Genomic DNA, 12,996 nt, shown 5'->3' with positions numbered 1-12,996 from the left:
CGCGGTGGGACAGGGCCGGCGCCCGCACAGTTCGGGGCGGGCCCGCGATTGGTCGCCGTTCAGTTTCACCGTGGTGGCGATTACCTTTTAACCCCGACGGCGGTACCTACCCTACGAAATGACCTCGTTTCAGTCGCAACTCGGCGACGGGGAGGGCATCGCCGAGGAGCTGGCCCAGTCCCAGCGGGCCATCTCCATCGCCGAGTTCTTCGAGAAGAACAAGCACATGCTCGGCTTCGACTCGGGGGCGCGGGCGCTCGTCACAGCCGTCAAGGAGGCGGTCGACAACGCCCTGGACGCCTGCGAGGAGGCCGGCATCCTGCCCGACATCTACGTCGAGATACAGGAAGCGGGCGACTACTACCGCCTCATCGTCGAGGACAACGGGCCCGGCATCACCAAAGAGCAGCTCCCGAAAATCTTCGGGAAGCTCCTCTATGGCTCCCGGTTCCACGCCCGCGAGCAGAACCGCGGCCAGCAGGGTATCGGCATCTCAGCCGCCGTCCTCTACTCGCAGCTCACCTCCGGCAAGCCCGCGAAGATTACCTCCCGGCCCAAGGGTCAGGCCGACGCCCAGTACTTCGAGCTCATCATCGACACCGACACGAACGAACCCGAGATAAGCGTCGACGAGACGACCTCCTGGGAGCGCCCTCACGGCACGCGCATCGAACTGGAGATGGAGGCGAACATGCGGGCCCGGTCGAGCCTGCAGGACTACATCCAGGACACCGCCGTCGTCAACCCCCACGCCCGCATCGAGTTCATGGAGCCGGGGCTCGACGAGTCGCTGAAGTTCGAGCGCGTCGAGGGCGCGTCCTTGCCCGCCGAGACCGAGGAGATTCGCCCGCACCCCCACGGGGTCGAACTCGGGACGCTGCTGAAGATGCTGGAGGCCACGGATTCGTACTCCATCTCGGGGTTCATGCAGGGCGAGTTCACCCGCGTCGGCCAGAAGACCGCCGACAGCGTCATCGCGAACTTCAACGACCGCCACTTCGGTCGCGGGATGGCGTGGTCGCCGCCCGCGAGCCACGAGGACGCCGACATCGAGGCCGCCGTCGAGAACGCGGTCGCCAACAAGGGCGCGACCGCCACCAGCGAGTTCGCCGCCGCCGTCACCGACGATATCGAGTCCCGGGGGCAAGTCGCCTACCACGACATCGTCGAAATCGTCGACGCAGCCGCCGACGACGCCGAGGCCGACCACGGAACTACCTTCGGCAGTACGGTCAGGGAGAACGCCGTCGAGGCCGCCTGGGCCGCCGTCACCGCCGAGCGGACGAGCGACCTCTACGAACTCGTCGACGCCGCGACCACCGTACGGAAGGACGACGCGGCCGTCGAGGGGGTGGCCTCGCGCCTGGCCGAGAAGTTCGCCGACCCCGAAAGCGCCGGGGACGACGACCGCCGCCACCGGCTGACACGCGACGAGTTCCGCGCCTACGTCGACCGTGCCGCGGACATGACCGAGGAGCAGGACGACGCGACCTTCGGCGACACGGCCAGGGAGAACATCGTCGAGGAGCTGTGGGACGTGGCCGGCCGGGTCCCCGACGAGCCGCCGAACGTCTCCGAGGTGGCGAGTGACCGCGACACGGCCAGCGAGCTGCTGACCGCGATGCGGGAGACCGACATCATCGCGCCGCCGACGGACTGCCTGGCGCCCATCACCGACGAACTGGTCGAGTCGGGCCTCCGCAAGGAGTACGACGCCGACTTCTACGCCGCTTCGACCCGTGACGCGTCGGTCCACGGCGGCGACCCGTTCATCGTCGAGGCCGGCATCGCCTACGGCGGCGACCTCCCGGCCGAGGGGAGCGTCGAAGTGCGTCGGTTCGCCAACCGTGTCCCGCTGGTCTACCAGCGCGGGGCGTGTGCGACGACGGACGTGGTCAAGTCCATTAACTGGCGCAACTACAACCTAGACCAGCCCGGCGGCTCGGGCATCCCGAACGGCCCCGCCGTCATCATGGTCCACGTCGCCTCGACGAACGTCCCCTTCACGAGCGAGTCCAAGGACGCCATCGCGAACGTCCCCGAAATGGAAGACGAGATAGAGCTCGCCATCAGGGAGGCCGCCCGCGAGCTCAAGAGCTACCTGAACAAGCGCCGGTCGATGCAACAGCGCCGGGAGAAACAGGACAAGCTGGCGACCATCCTCCCGGAGATGGCCGAGAAGCTCACCGAGGTCACCGAGAGCGACGAGCTACACATCGACGACTCGCTCGCCCGCATCATGAACAACGTCCTCGTCGAGCGGGAGGTCGAGGACGGCACCGTCCGGCTCGTCGTCGAGAACAACGACGACACCAACGCCGAGCTCGACGTGACCGACATCGTCAGCGCCGAACCGGGGGACACCAACGGCGCACAGGTCGTCGAGATGGACGGCGAGTGGTTCGTGAAGTGGTCGCCGACGGTGGCGGCCGGCGAGCAGGCGGTCCTGGAGTACAGCGTGGACGACGAGGCCGAGTTCACCGTCTCGGTCGACGGCGTCGAGGACGAGAAACTGACGGTGGACGCCTAACATGAGTTCAGAGACCAAGACACAGGAGGAGGAGGCCCGCGAGAAGCTCATCGACCTCGCCGAAGAGTTCTACGACCAGTTCGCCGAGGGGGACGTCCCCACGATGTCCATCCCGACGCGGACCAAGTCGAACATCGAGTACGACGAGGACAAGTCGGTGTGGGTGTACGGCGACCGACAGTCGACACGGTCCGCGAAGACCGTCTCGGGCGCCGAGAAGCTCCTGAAGGCGACCTATGCCATCGATTTCCTCGCCCAGCAGCTGGAGGAGGACCGCTCCTCCACCCTGCGTGAGCTGTACTACCTCTCGGAGTCGTGGGACCTGGAGGAGGCCCAGTTCAACAGCCAGGACGAGTCCAACGACCTCATCGAGGACCTGGAAATCGTCTCGGACGTGACCCGCGAGGACTTCCACATGCGCCCCGAGGAGTCGGGCGCGACCATCATGGGGCCGCTGAAACTGCGCGAGCAGACCCGCCGCGGCGAGCGCGAGATTCACTGCCAGAAGGACGTGGGCGAGGGCGGCTACCAGATTCCGAACAACCCCGACACCATCGAGTTCCTGGAGAACGACGCCGACTTCGTCCTCTGTGTGGAGACCGGTGGCATGCGCGACCGGCTCGTCGAGAACGGGTTCGACGACGAGTACAACGTCATCGTCGTCCACCTCAAGGGCCAGCCGGCGCGGGCGACACGCCGCATCACCAAGCGGCTCCACGACGAGCTCGACCTCCCGGTCACGGTCTTCACTGACGGTGACCCGTGGTCGTACCGCATCTACGGCTCCGTCGCCTACGGCTCTATCAAGTCCGCGCACCTCTCGGAGTATCTGGCGACCCCGGAGGCGCAGTTCATCGGCATCCGGCCCGAGGACATCGTGGAGTACGACCTCCCGACGGACCCGCTGTCGGACTCGGACATCAACGCCCTCGAATCGGAACTGGAGGACCCGCGCTTCCAGACGGAGTTCTGGAAGGAGCAGATAGAGCTGCAACTCGACATCGGGAAGAAGGCCGAACAGCAGGCGCTCGCGTCGCGCGGCCTCGACTTCGTGACCGAGACGTACCTGCCCGAGCGGCTGACCGAGATGGGCGTCATCGACTGACGCCGGTGGGCCCTCGCCACCAACGGCCAAATTCGGTGGTTCCAGACGTATTTTACTTCACCGCGCCATAGCGGTCGCCATGCCAGTGATGTCGAGCGACGACTTCTCGTTGCACCGTGAGGGCTGTGGTGAGTTCGACGACGGGATGCCCGTCTCTTCCTTTCCCGACGAAGTGAGCTCTATCGAGGACCTCGACTGTGAGTGCTGGAGCGAGTTCGACTCGCTCGCAGAGGCCAGCTAGCGCTCGTCCAGCACGACCGGGACGCCGCGTTTCGCGACGTCCTCGGCGAAGGCGCCCGAGTCGGCCGAAAGGGACTCGAACGTGTTGTAGTGTATCGGAAGGACGAGGTCCGGCTCCATCGCCTCGGCCAGGTCGGCGGCGTCGTGTCGGTCCATCGTGTAGCTGCTGGCGATGGACGGACAGAACAGCGAGACGTCCAGTTCGGCGTGACCGTCGAGTACGTCGCTGTCGCCGGGCCAGAACACCCTGGTGTCGTCGACGGCGAGGAGGAACCCACAGCCGATACCCTTCGGATGGATGGGGCTGCCGTCGGCCCGGACGTTCGGGCCGTCCTCGCGGTTGTACGCCGGCATCGTCCAGACGGGCACGTCGCCCACGAGCAGTTCGTCCTCCATCGACACCTGACGGACCTCGTAGTCGAGGTCGGCGAGCCGGTCGACGTCGCGGTCGGTGGCGTGGACGTCGAGGCCCTCGAACGCGACGACCGTGGCGTCCTCGCTCGCGACGCGTCGGATGCCGTCGGGGTCGTAGTGGTGAACGTGTGTCACGAGGACGATGTCCCCGTCTTGGGGCGCGTAGTCGCGTGCGGGCGGGTGGTCAGCGTCCGGCGCGTCCGGCTCCCACTCGCCGGTGAGGACGCCGTACCGCCCGGGGTCGAGATAGACGACCGTGTCGTCGCCTTCCAGGCGGAGCGTCGCGTAGCCCAGCCACTCGGCGGTGATGCCGTCGTGTCTGACAGTCATACCCGACAGTTGCGCAAGCGACGGAATACGACTGTCGGTCCCGGTGAGCCGTGGGGACTCGCCGCGGATTCGGAACTACTCCCCGTCATCGAGGTCGACCTCGATGGAGACGTATCGGCTCTGGCCCGAGGCCGCGTAGGGCTCGTCGGTCTCGCCCGGGCTCTCGAAGTCGTAGTCCAGCCGCTGGTTGTCGTTGGTGTCCCGATGGGCGACGAGTACCAGCGGCTGGCGGGCGGGGGGCTGTTCGTCGAGCGTGATGCGTACGTCGCTGTGCGAGCCCGGGGCGAGGTAGCCCGACGTGCCCAGGACCGTCCCGTTCTGGTCCTGTGCGTGGACCACGACGAACCCGCCGGTGGACATCGACGCCGAATCGACGGTGAGCTGGCCCCCCTCGACGCTCGGGTTCTCGACGGTCATCGAGGCCACCGGGGAGGAAAGCAGAACGAAGGCGACGTAGGCGATACCGAGCAGGATGGCGGCGTGTTTCGCGCCGTCTTTCAGGCTCCCCTCGCCGAGCTGGCCGCCGATGAATCCCGTCAGGAGGGCCTGGACGAGGGCGATGTGGAAGAAGACGAGGGTGTACGCGGCCTTGTCCACCTGGCCCAGCCGGGCGAACTGGTCGGTGTTGACCCCGAGCCGGTTCGCGTTCGACGGCGTCGGGACCGAGGAGGGCAGCGCCGGGACGAGCACCTCCTGGACGGCGACGATGATGACCAGGAAGACGAAAAAGGAGATGTAGATGACCACGAGGTAGGTCAACATCTGCTGGCGCCGTCGGTTGCGGAGCCGGTGGTCGGCCCGCGCCTGGTTGGCCGCGATGCGTAGCACCGACCCCAGCTGTCCGGAGGCGTGCATCGCCTTCGTCAGCAGCGTGACGACCCGGGAGATAGAGGTCGTCCGGATACGCCGGCCGAATCGGACGAGCGCGTCGTCGACGTTCGCGCCCATGCTGATGTCGGCCCAGATGCGCTCGACCTCGGGGGAGAGCACCCCCACGTCGCTGCCCCGGACCCGTCGGATGCTCTCGACGAGCGTCATCCCGGCCTCGTTGAGGCTGGCGAGCCGTTCCAGGAGCTCCGGCGTCGCGGCCTCGATACGGCTGATACGACGGCTGTAGATGGTCCGGACGACGGCAAAGGAGCCAAGCACCACGAGCAGCGACTGGACGACGAGGTCGTCGAGTATCCGGAGGTTGACCGACGCCGTCTGGAACGCCGACGGGAGGCGGACGGCAAACAGCACCAGCGCGACGGGGACCGAGAGATACAGGACGTGAGTCGGGTTCCAGATGAGGGTACGGGCGGGCGAACGCAGGGTCGCCTTCAGCGAGCCCAGCCGGTCGTGGAATCGGAGCCGCGCCCAGTTGGGGTCGCTCTCGCCGACGGTGCCCCCGTCGGTCAGTCCGGTCGCGCTACTGGCGTCCGAGGGACGGCCCATCGTGGCCGTCGCCACCCGTTCGAGCGCCCGCGTCGTCCCGGTGTCGCCGATGCCGAGCGCCGAGAGCTTCTGGTTGAGATACACCATGAAGCCGAGGTTGGCCAGCGGAATCGCGAGATAGCCGAGCAGCTGGAGGAAAGGCAGCGTGTCCGTCGTCGTCAGCCCGAACACCATCAGAATGGTGATGAGGAAGAGCACCCCGGCGACGAAGATGGTGACGTAAGCCTCGGCGATTGTCGCCAGCGACTCCAGTAAGTCGGCCTGGCGCTCGGCGGCCTCCTCCTGGTGGCGCTCGTACTGGTTGTGCAGGAACGACGAGAGCGACTGGCCGCTCTGGAGGACCGACGAGAGGTTCTCCGAGAACGTCTTGAACCGCTCGCTCGGGGTCCGCCTGTTCATCCGCTTGATGCTCGAAATCATGTCCTGGCCGAACAGGTCCATCTCGCGGACGGCGACGGCGAACTCCCGGGCGTTCTCGCCGTATATCTCCTCGTTTCTCGCCAGGACGGCCATCACGTCCGGGAACGACATCCCGCCCCGCGAGAGAGCGTACATGAAGGCGATGGTGCGGGCCATCCCCGCGTCGATGTTGCGCTGGCGGACCTCCGCCCGGTTCTTCGGCATCTCCCAGCGCAGCACGTACGTCAACACGGCCGCGAGCGCGCCGGAGACGACGCCGCTGCCGACGAGTATCGCCAGCGTCTGGCCGCTCGTAAGCACGAGTTCGAACCCGCGGATACCGAAGGCGTTGACCATCGTCCGCGGCAGCCCCATCATGAGGTCGACGATGACGGGAACGAGCAGGAGGAACCCGCCGACGGCGTAGGCACCGGCGACGGCGCCCCCGACGGCCGCCAGTCCGGTGTAGAAGTACGTCCTGGTGGCGTAGGTCCGGTAGGACTGCCCGATGTAGGCGGCTTCGAGCTGGCGCTCGCGCTCGGCCGACGGCTTGACGTACCGCCCAAAGAGCCGGCGGGCGACACTCGTCAGCCGTCGGTCGACGGCCTCGCTGGCCGAGGAGAGCACGACGAGGCCGAGGATTCCGGCGACGACGGCCAGCGGAGCCAGTCCCAGCGGGTTCAGCGCCATCTTACTCCGCGGAGCCGATGCGCTCCATCACTTGCTCCTTGTCCGCGTAGTACTTGTTGACCATCGCGGTGAAGCGTCGGTAGTCGGTGACGCCCTGCTCCTGAAGGAAGGTGAGAAAGCGCTTCCGGTCGTTTATCTCGGTGAGCAGCTCCGACTGGCTCCAGCCGCGCTCCTCGCGTATCTCCTCGGTCAGTTCGCTGTTTCGCTCCTGGAACCGGTCGCTCGTGGCCTCCCAGGAGTAGGTCGTCGAGTAGTCGAGCTCGCCGGTCCGCTGGTCGATGCCCTCGATTTCGGCGAGGGTCTTGGCGCGGCGGACCCGCTCGTCGCCCGACCGGGCCAGCACCTGCACACAGAGGATGTCGAGGCTCTGGACCATCGGCCGCGGGACGTTGATGGGCTCGTTCTCCAGGCGGTTGATGACCGTCTGGACGGAGTCGGCGTGCATCGTCGAGAACGTCGTGTGGCCGGTGTTCATCGCCTGGAACAGCGTGATGGCCTCCTCGCCACGGACCTCGCCGACGATGATGTACTCGGGGCGGTGCCGGAGCGCCGAGCGCAGGAGGTCGTACATCGTGATATCGGAATCGTCCAGCCGCTCGCGAGTCACGGAGGAGAGCCAGTTGTCGTGGTACAGCGACAGCTCGCGGGTGTCCTCGATGGTCAGCACCTTCGAGCGGGGCGGGATGAACATCGCCAGGGCGTTCATCGAGGTCGTCTTCCCGGCCGCCGTCCCGCCGGCGAAGATGAGCGACTTGTTTGACTCGATGGCCAGCCAGAGGTACGCGAGCATCTCCAGGGAGAAGGTGCCGAAGTTCAGGAGGTCGATGGGCGTGAACGGTTCGTCGGCGTACTTCCGGATAGTAAAGGCGGACCCGCGTGGCGTGACCTCCTCGCCCAGCGCCAACTCGATGCGCGAGCCGTCGGGCAGCGTCGTCGAGACGACGGGGTCGGAGACGGAGACGTGCCGGCCCGACCGCTGGGCGAGCTGGATGACGAAGTTGTTCAGCTCCTGTTCCGCGAAGGCGATGTTGGTCTCGACGTCGGTGTACTCGTCGTGGTAGACGAAGATGGGGAGGTCCGAGCCGTCACAGGAGATGTCCTCGATGGCCGGGTCGTGCATCAGCGGGTCGATGAGGCCGTAGCCCTGGAACGAGCGGTAGAGGTAGTAAAAGAGGCGGTAGAACGTCTCGGCCTCGATGACGACGCCGTACTCCTCCAGTCGGTCGTACAGCTCCTCCCGGAGCGCGCGTTCGGGGTCGTCGTCGACCCCGTCGCGGTAGATGAGCGGGCCGCGGATGTCCTCGTAGAGCCGGTCCAGCAGCTCCGACTCGAAATCGGTGAGCGAGGGCTCGACCACGTGATAGCGCTTCTCGTCGGTTTCGGGGTCGCGGTTGATGGAGACGAACGCAAAGGGCGCGTTGAGCCAGTACCGTTCGAGCTCCTCCCACCCGTCCAGCCCCGAGAAGTGCGTCACCGTCCCGTGGCGGGCCGGGTCGTAGTTGGATTCGGGCACGGCCGTCCCCGAGAGGATAGTGGCGGTCCGGGAGAGCCACGCCTGTATCTGGCCCAGAGGGTTCTGGACGCGGTCACCAGGGTCGGGTGTTTCGGGGTTAGACATCGGTCAGGAGATAGCTACGGTGGATGTACGTCGGGTTTGGTGGCCAGCTACTTAAATTCGCTCGCCGACTCAGTCGCCGTGTCGGCCGGCGATCGTGACCACGGCGAGACGCTAGGTCAGATCGGCGGTGAGCAGAACGCCGGCGAGCACTGGGGCGACCAGCGCGCCGACGGGTATCGTCCAACCGGCGAATCCCCCCGGGAGGTTGAGCAGGGCCGTCCCGCCCAGCAGTAGCAGGCCGACGGCGCCGAGGAGCCCGCCGAAAACGCGGACCGGGTGAAGGGGCACTCTCTCGGTGAACTCGTCCTCGCGGTGGTAGTAGTACGCGCTGGCGGCGAACGCGACGGCCATCACGGCCAACGCGGCGGTCCAGAGGACGGCCGTACGGCCGATATAGCCGCCCCGAAGCGTGACGGTCTCGAAGGCGGCCAGGAGGTCCCGTGTCCCGGCCTGCAGTTGCACGACCTCCCAGGCCCAGACGAAGTTCAGTTCGTTGGAGATAGTGATGCCGTACAGATACTGCACTCGGAAGGGGAGAAACCGAAAGACGACGCCGGTAATCTGGTCGTTCCCGAACACCGAGACGGACCAGGGGGCTATCGCCACCAGCCACGTCGACAGCACCGCCAGTTCACCGGCGTACTCGGATTTGACCCACGCCATGCTGTTAGGGTGGCCGCCGTCGACCCGGTAAAAGCTACCGGTCAGCCGGTCGGGGGAGCGACAGCGGCGATACGTTCTTTGGTACGGCCATCCAAGCGTGGGTACTGAATGAGGCGCGACTACTTCACCATCGATATCCGGCCGGAACCGGGCGACGGCGGTATCCCCGCACTAGCCATCGAATACACGGGCCCGGAGGGGGGACTCCGGAACCGCCTCACCGAGACAGCGGAGGCGACACTGGATTCGAGCGAGCTTGACGTGGCCTTTCGCCACCAGGCCGAGACGGACGGCGGCGTCCTCTCGCTGACCGACCGACTGACCGGGGAGTTCATCTTCGAGGTGCCCGCCCCGGTCGAGGCGGTGGACACGCTTGTCTCGGCGGCCCAGCGACACGAGGGCGACGGGGAGTACGAGGTCCGACTGACCGACAGCGACGGGAAGTCGCTGGTGTACGAGAAGGAGACGCTGCTGGTGTACGACGAGGACGGGAACCTCCTCCGACAGCGCAGCCTCATTCCGGGGAGCGTCGAGCTCTAGAGCCGCTCGGCCAGGGCCGGAAGCACCGCCGTCACGTCGTCCCGGACGACGTAGTCAGCCGCGTCGTCCCGCGGCGTCGCATCGAAGTTCACGACGACGAGCGTCGCGTCCGAGTCGACCGCGAGACGCGGGAGGAGCGCGGCGGGTCGGACGGACAGCGACGAGCCGACGGCGAGGAACACGTCGCTCTCGCGGGCCAGTCGCTGTGCCTCCGACACCACGGCGTCGGAGAGGGACTCCCCGAACAGGACCACGTCGGGTCGGTAGACGCCGCCGCAGTCACACCGGGGCGGGAGTTCGGTCGACGGAGCCCCGTCGTCACCCCTCGCCGCCGCGGCCCGCTCGAACACCGGCTCGGCCGGCTCGGTCGCTCCGCAGTCGTCACAGCGCACTCGCCTGTTCGTCCCGTGGAGTTCGACGACGCGGTCGCTGCCGGCGTCGGCGTGGAGGCCGTCGACGTTCTGCGTGAGCACCGCGTCGAGGTGGCCGTCGGTTTCCAGGGCCGCCAGCGCGTCGTGGGCGGCGTTCGGTTCGGGGTCGCCGCCGGTCAGTTCGGCCCGGAGGTCGACCCGGTCCCGCCAGAAGCCGGCCGGGTCGGCCTCCAGCCGCCGGCGGTGGAAGGCGTTCGGGTCCCACTCGTTCCAGATGCCGTCCTCTCCCCTGAACGAGGGGATGCCCGAGGCCGTCGAGACGCCCGCCCCCGTGAGCGCCACGGCGGCGTCGGCAGTCCGCATCGCGTCGGCGACGGCGTCGAGCGCGTCCTCGTGCATAGGTCCACGAGCGAGCGGGCGGGTCAAAACGCCGTCGCCTGCGAAGCGTCACCGGCCCGAGAGACGGCGGCGCCGGCGGACTGTCGGAACGTTCGGTTCTAAACCATTTTTCTGCACAATCATGGGGCGACTACAGCCGGCGGGGCCGGCCGCGAAAGACGGATTTAAACCGCCCCGCCCCGCCCTTTCGCATGACATGCGATTGCATGAATACCAGGCGAAACAGGTCTTCGCCGACGCGGGCGTTCCCACACCCGCGTCCACGTTGGCCGAGACAGTCGACGAGGCCGTCGATGCGGCCGAGGACATCGGATATCCGGTCGCTATCAAGGCACAGGTACACGTCGGTGGCCGCGGGAAAGCCGGCGGCATCAAGCTCGTCGAGGACAAGGAGGAGGCCCGCGAGGCCGCGGATTCCATCCTCGGGATGGACCTCAAGGGCTTTCACGTCTCGAAGGTCCTCGTCGAGGAGGCCGTCGACTTCGTCAACGAGCTGTACGTCGGTGTGACGATGGACCGCGGCGAGGGCCGCCCCGTCGCCATGGTCTCGACGAAAGGCGGCGTCGACATCGAGTCGGTCGCCGAGGAGACCCCGGAGGCCATCGCGCGCGAGCACATCGACCCCGCGTTCGGGATGCACCCGTTCCAGGCGCGCAAGGTCGTCTACGAGGCCGGCGTCGACCGCGAGGTCGCCAACGACGTCGCCCGCGTCCTGACGACGCTGTACGAGCTGTGGGACGACCGCGACGGCAGCGACGTCGAGGTCAACCCGCTGATGATAACGGGCGACGGCGACGTTGTCGCCGCTGATGCCGTGATGAACATCGACGGCGACGCCCTGTTCCGCCAGCCCGAACTGCAGGCGATGGGCGAGGAGGCCGAGGAGGGCGACGAGCTCGAACAGAAGGCCGACGAGTACGGCTTCGACTACGTCCGGCTGTCGGGCAACGTCGGTATCATCGGCAACGGCGCGGGCCTCGTGATGACCACGCTCGACCTCGTGGACTACTACGGCGGCGAGCCCGCGAACTTCCTGGACGTCGGCGGCGGCGCGAAGGCCGACCGCATCGCCAACGCCCTCGACATGGTGTTCTCCGACGACAACGTCGACTCGGTCGTCTTCAACATCTTCGGGGGCATCACCCGCGGTGACGAGGTGGCAAACGGCATCAACCAGGCCCTGGAACAGTTCGACGTAATCCCCAAGCCGGTGACGGTGCGCCTGGCCGGCACCAACGCCGAGGAGGGGATGGAGATTCTGAACGAGGACCTCGTGACGGTCGAGCACACGCTCGAAGACGCCGTCCAGCGAGCGGTCCAGCACGCGGAAGAGGAGGAGGAAGAATAATGTCCGTTCTAGTCGACGAAGACACGCGCGTCGTCGTACAGGGAGTCACAGGTGGCGAAGGGAAGTTCCACACCGAGCAGATGCTGGAGTACGGCACCAACGTCGTCGCCGGCGCGGTGCCGGGCCGTGGCGGCCAGGAGGTCGCCGGCGTCCCGGTGTACGACACGGTCCACCAGGCCGCTCGCGAGGAGGACGCCAACGCCTCGGTCGTGTTCGTCCCGCCCGCGTTCGCCGGGGACGCCTGCTTCGAGGCGCTCGACGCCCCGGGGCTCGACCTCGTCGTCGCCATCACCGAGGGCATCCCGACCCAGGACATGGCTCGGGTCTACCGCAAGCTGCAGGAGACCGACACGCACCTCGTCGGGCCGAACTGTCCGGGCGTCATCACCCCCGGCGTCGCCAAGCTCGGCATCCTGCCGGGTAACATCTTCTCGTCGGGCAACGTCGGCCTCGTCTCCCGCTCCGGGACGCTGACCTACCAGGTCGTCGACAACCTGACCGAGCGCGGTCTGGGCCAGTCGACCGCCGTCGGCATCGGCGGGGACCCGATTATCGGGACCGACTTCATCGACGCCCTGGAGCTGTTCGAGGCCGACCCCGACACGCACGTCGTCGCGATGTGCGGGGAAATCGGCGGCGAGGACGAGGAGGAAGCGGCCCGCTACATCGGCGAGCACATGGACACGCCCGTCGTCGGCTTCATCGCCGGCCGCACCGCACCGCCGGGCAAGCGGATGGGCCACGCCGGTGCCATCGTCTCCGGCTCCGGGACCGGCACCGCCGAATCCAAGATATCCGCGCTGGAGGACAACGGCGTCGCCGTCGGCGACACGCCGAACGAGGTCGCCGAACACGTCGAAGACCTCCTATAGGTCCGCGGCGACCGCCGGCCGGTTCTATCCGGCCGGCAAG

The 12,996-nt window shown here is 67.2% G+C and carries 11 protein-coding genes; 6 read left to right on the top strand and 5 right to left on the bottom strand.

Annotated elements, in window-relative coordinates; all coding sequences use genetic code 11:
- Positions 1-118 precede the first annotated feature (118 nt).
- The 3 genes from NJQ98_RS05900 to NJQ98_RS05890 all read left to right on the top strand — a co-directional run bounded on the left by NJQ98_RS05900 (position 119) and on the right by NJQ98_RS05890 (position 3,876).
- Positions 119-2,530, top strand: a complete 2,412-nt coding sequence (locus NJQ98_RS05900; RefSeq protein WP_262176909.1) for a DNA topoisomerase VI subunit B — start codon at positions 119-121, stop codon at positions 2,528-2,530.
- A 1-nt stretch (position 2,531) separates the two neighbouring features.
- A complete protein-coding gene (locus NJQ98_RS05895; RefSeq protein WP_262176906.1) occupies positions 2,532-3,635 on the top strand; it encodes a DNA topoisomerase IV subunit A in 1,104 nt (367 codons plus the stop codon).
- Positions 3,636-3,714: 79 nt separating this feature from the next.
- Complete coding sequence (locus NJQ98_RS05890; protein ID WP_262176904.1) at positions 3,715-3,876, top strand: hypothetical protein; 162 nt, start codon at positions 3,715-3,717, stop codon at positions 3,874-3,876.
- Here the strand turns inward: NJQ98_RS05890 and NJQ98_RS05885 are convergent.
- The 4 genes from NJQ98_RS05885 to NJQ98_RS05870 form a co-directional block, all read right to left on the bottom strand.
- Positions 3,873-4,619 (bottom strand): MBL fold metallo-hydrolase, encoded by a 747-nt coding sequence (locus tag NJQ98_RS05885; protein ID WP_262176902.1) that lies wholly within the window; start codon positions 4,617-4,619, stop codon positions 3,873-3,875. The genes NJQ98_RS05890 and NJQ98_RS05885 overlap by 4 nt on opposite strands.
- A 75-nt stretch (positions 4,620-4,694) precedes the next feature.
- On the bottom strand, positions 4,695-7,145 hold the full coding sequence (locus NJQ98_RS05880; RefSeq protein WP_262176900.1) for a type II secretion system F family protein: 2,451 nt from the start codon (positions 7,143-7,145) through the stop codon (positions 4,695-4,697).
- Between the two features lies 1 nt (position 7,146).
- The gene (locus tag NJQ98_RS05875) at positions 7,147-8,763 is read right to left on the bottom strand and encodes a type II/IV secretion system ATPase subunit (RefSeq protein WP_262176898.1); all 1,617 of its coding nucleotides are present in this window, start codon (positions 8,761-8,763) and stop codon (positions 7,147-7,149) included.
- Between the two features lie 111 nt (positions 8,764-8,874).
- The gene (locus tag NJQ98_RS05870; protein ID WP_262176896.1) at positions 8,875-9,426 is read right to left on the bottom strand and encodes a DUF7549 family protein; all 552 of its coding nucleotides are present in this window, start codon (positions 9,424-9,426) and stop codon (positions 8,875-8,877) included.
- 108 nt (positions 9,427-9,534) lie between these two features.
- On the opposite strand from NJQ98_RS05870, the gene NJQ98_RS05865 reads away from it, so the two are divergent.
- Positions 9,535-9,966, top strand: coding sequence for a DUF5793 family protein (locus tag NJQ98_RS05865; protein ID WP_262176894.1), 432 nt, complete (start codon positions 9,535-9,537; stop codon positions 9,964-9,966).
- Here NJQ98_RS05865 and NJQ98_RS05860 read toward each other — a convergent pair.
- Positions 9,963-10,736 (bottom strand): Sir2 family NAD-dependent protein deacetylase, encoded by a 774-nt coding sequence (locus tag NJQ98_RS05860; RefSeq protein ID WP_262176892.1) that lies wholly within the window; start codon positions 10,734-10,736, stop codon positions 9,963-9,965. The two genes, NJQ98_RS05865 and NJQ98_RS05860, sit on opposite strands and share 4 nt — an antisense overlap.
- A 196-nt stretch (positions 10,737-10,932) precedes the next feature.
- Between NJQ98_RS05860 and sucC the strand changes: the two genes are divergently transcribed.
- Positions 10,933-12,084, top strand: a complete 1,152-nt coding sequence (gene sucC / locus NJQ98_RS05855; RefSeq protein WP_262176890.1) for an ADP-forming succinate--CoA ligase subunit beta — start codon at positions 10,933-10,935, stop codon at positions 12,082-12,084.
- On the top strand, positions 12,084-12,956 hold the full coding sequence (gene sucD / locus NJQ98_RS05850) for a succinate--CoA ligase subunit alpha (protein WP_262176889.1): 873 nt from the start codon (positions 12,084-12,086) through the stop codon (positions 12,954-12,956). The genes sucC and sucD overlap by 1 nt, the downstream gene beginning before the upstream one ends.
- The last annotated feature ends 40 nt before the right edge of the window (positions 12,957-12,996 follow it).

It is taken from the genome of Haloarcula laminariae, from assembly GCF_025457605.1.
GTDB classification, from domain to species: Archaea; Halobacteriota; Halobacteria; order Halobacteriales; family Haloarculaceae; genus Haloarcula; species Haloarcula laminariae.
This window is presented reverse-complemented; position numbering and strand designations above follow the sequence as displayed.

Bases quoted from the DNA above. Each gene is read 5' to 3' on its own strand.
- NJQ98_RS05875 (WP_262176898.1), bottom strand. From the start codon at position 8,763: ATGTCTAACCCCGAAACACCCGACCCTGGTGACCGCGTCCAGAACCCT.
- NJQ98_RS05860 (WP_262176892.1), bottom strand. From the start codon at position 10,736: ATGCACGAGGACGCGCTCGACGCCGTCGCCGACGCGATGCGGACTGCC.
- NJQ98_RS05880 (WP_262176900.1), bottom strand. From the start codon at position 7,145: ATGGCGCTGAACCCGCTGGGACTGGCTCCGCTGGCCGTCGTCGCCGGA.
- NJQ98_RS05890 (WP_262176904.1), top strand. From the start codon at position 3,715: ATGCCAGTGATGTCGAGCGACGACTTCTCGTTGCACCGTGAGGGCTGT.
- NJQ98_RS05885 (WP_262176902.1), bottom strand. From the start codon at position 4,619: ATGACTGTCAGACACGACGGCATCACCGCCGAGTGGCTGGGCTACGCG.
- NJQ98_RS05865 (WP_262176894.1), top strand. From the start codon at position 9,535: ATGAGGCGCGACTACTTCACCATCGATATCCGGCCGGAACCGGGCGAC.
- NJQ98_RS05870 (WP_262176896.1), bottom strand. From the start codon at position 9,426: ATGGCGTGGGTCAAATCCGAGTACGCCGGTGAACTGGCGGTGCTGTCG.
- NJQ98_RS05895 (WP_262176906.1), top strand. From the start codon at position 2,532: ATGAGTTCAGAGACCAAGACACAGGAGGAGGAGGCCCGCGAGAAGCTC.
- sucC (WP_262176890.1), top strand. From the start codon at position 10,933: ATGCGATTGCATGAATACCAGGCGAAACAGGTCTTCGCCGACGCGGGC.
- sucD (WP_262176889.1), top strand. From the start codon at position 12,084: ATGTCCGTTCTAGTCGACGAAGACACGCGCGTCGTCGTACAGGGAGTC.
- NJQ98_RS05900 (WP_262176909.1), top strand. From the start codon at position 119: ATGACCTCGTTTCAGTCGCAACTCGGCGACGGGGAGGGCATCGCCGAG.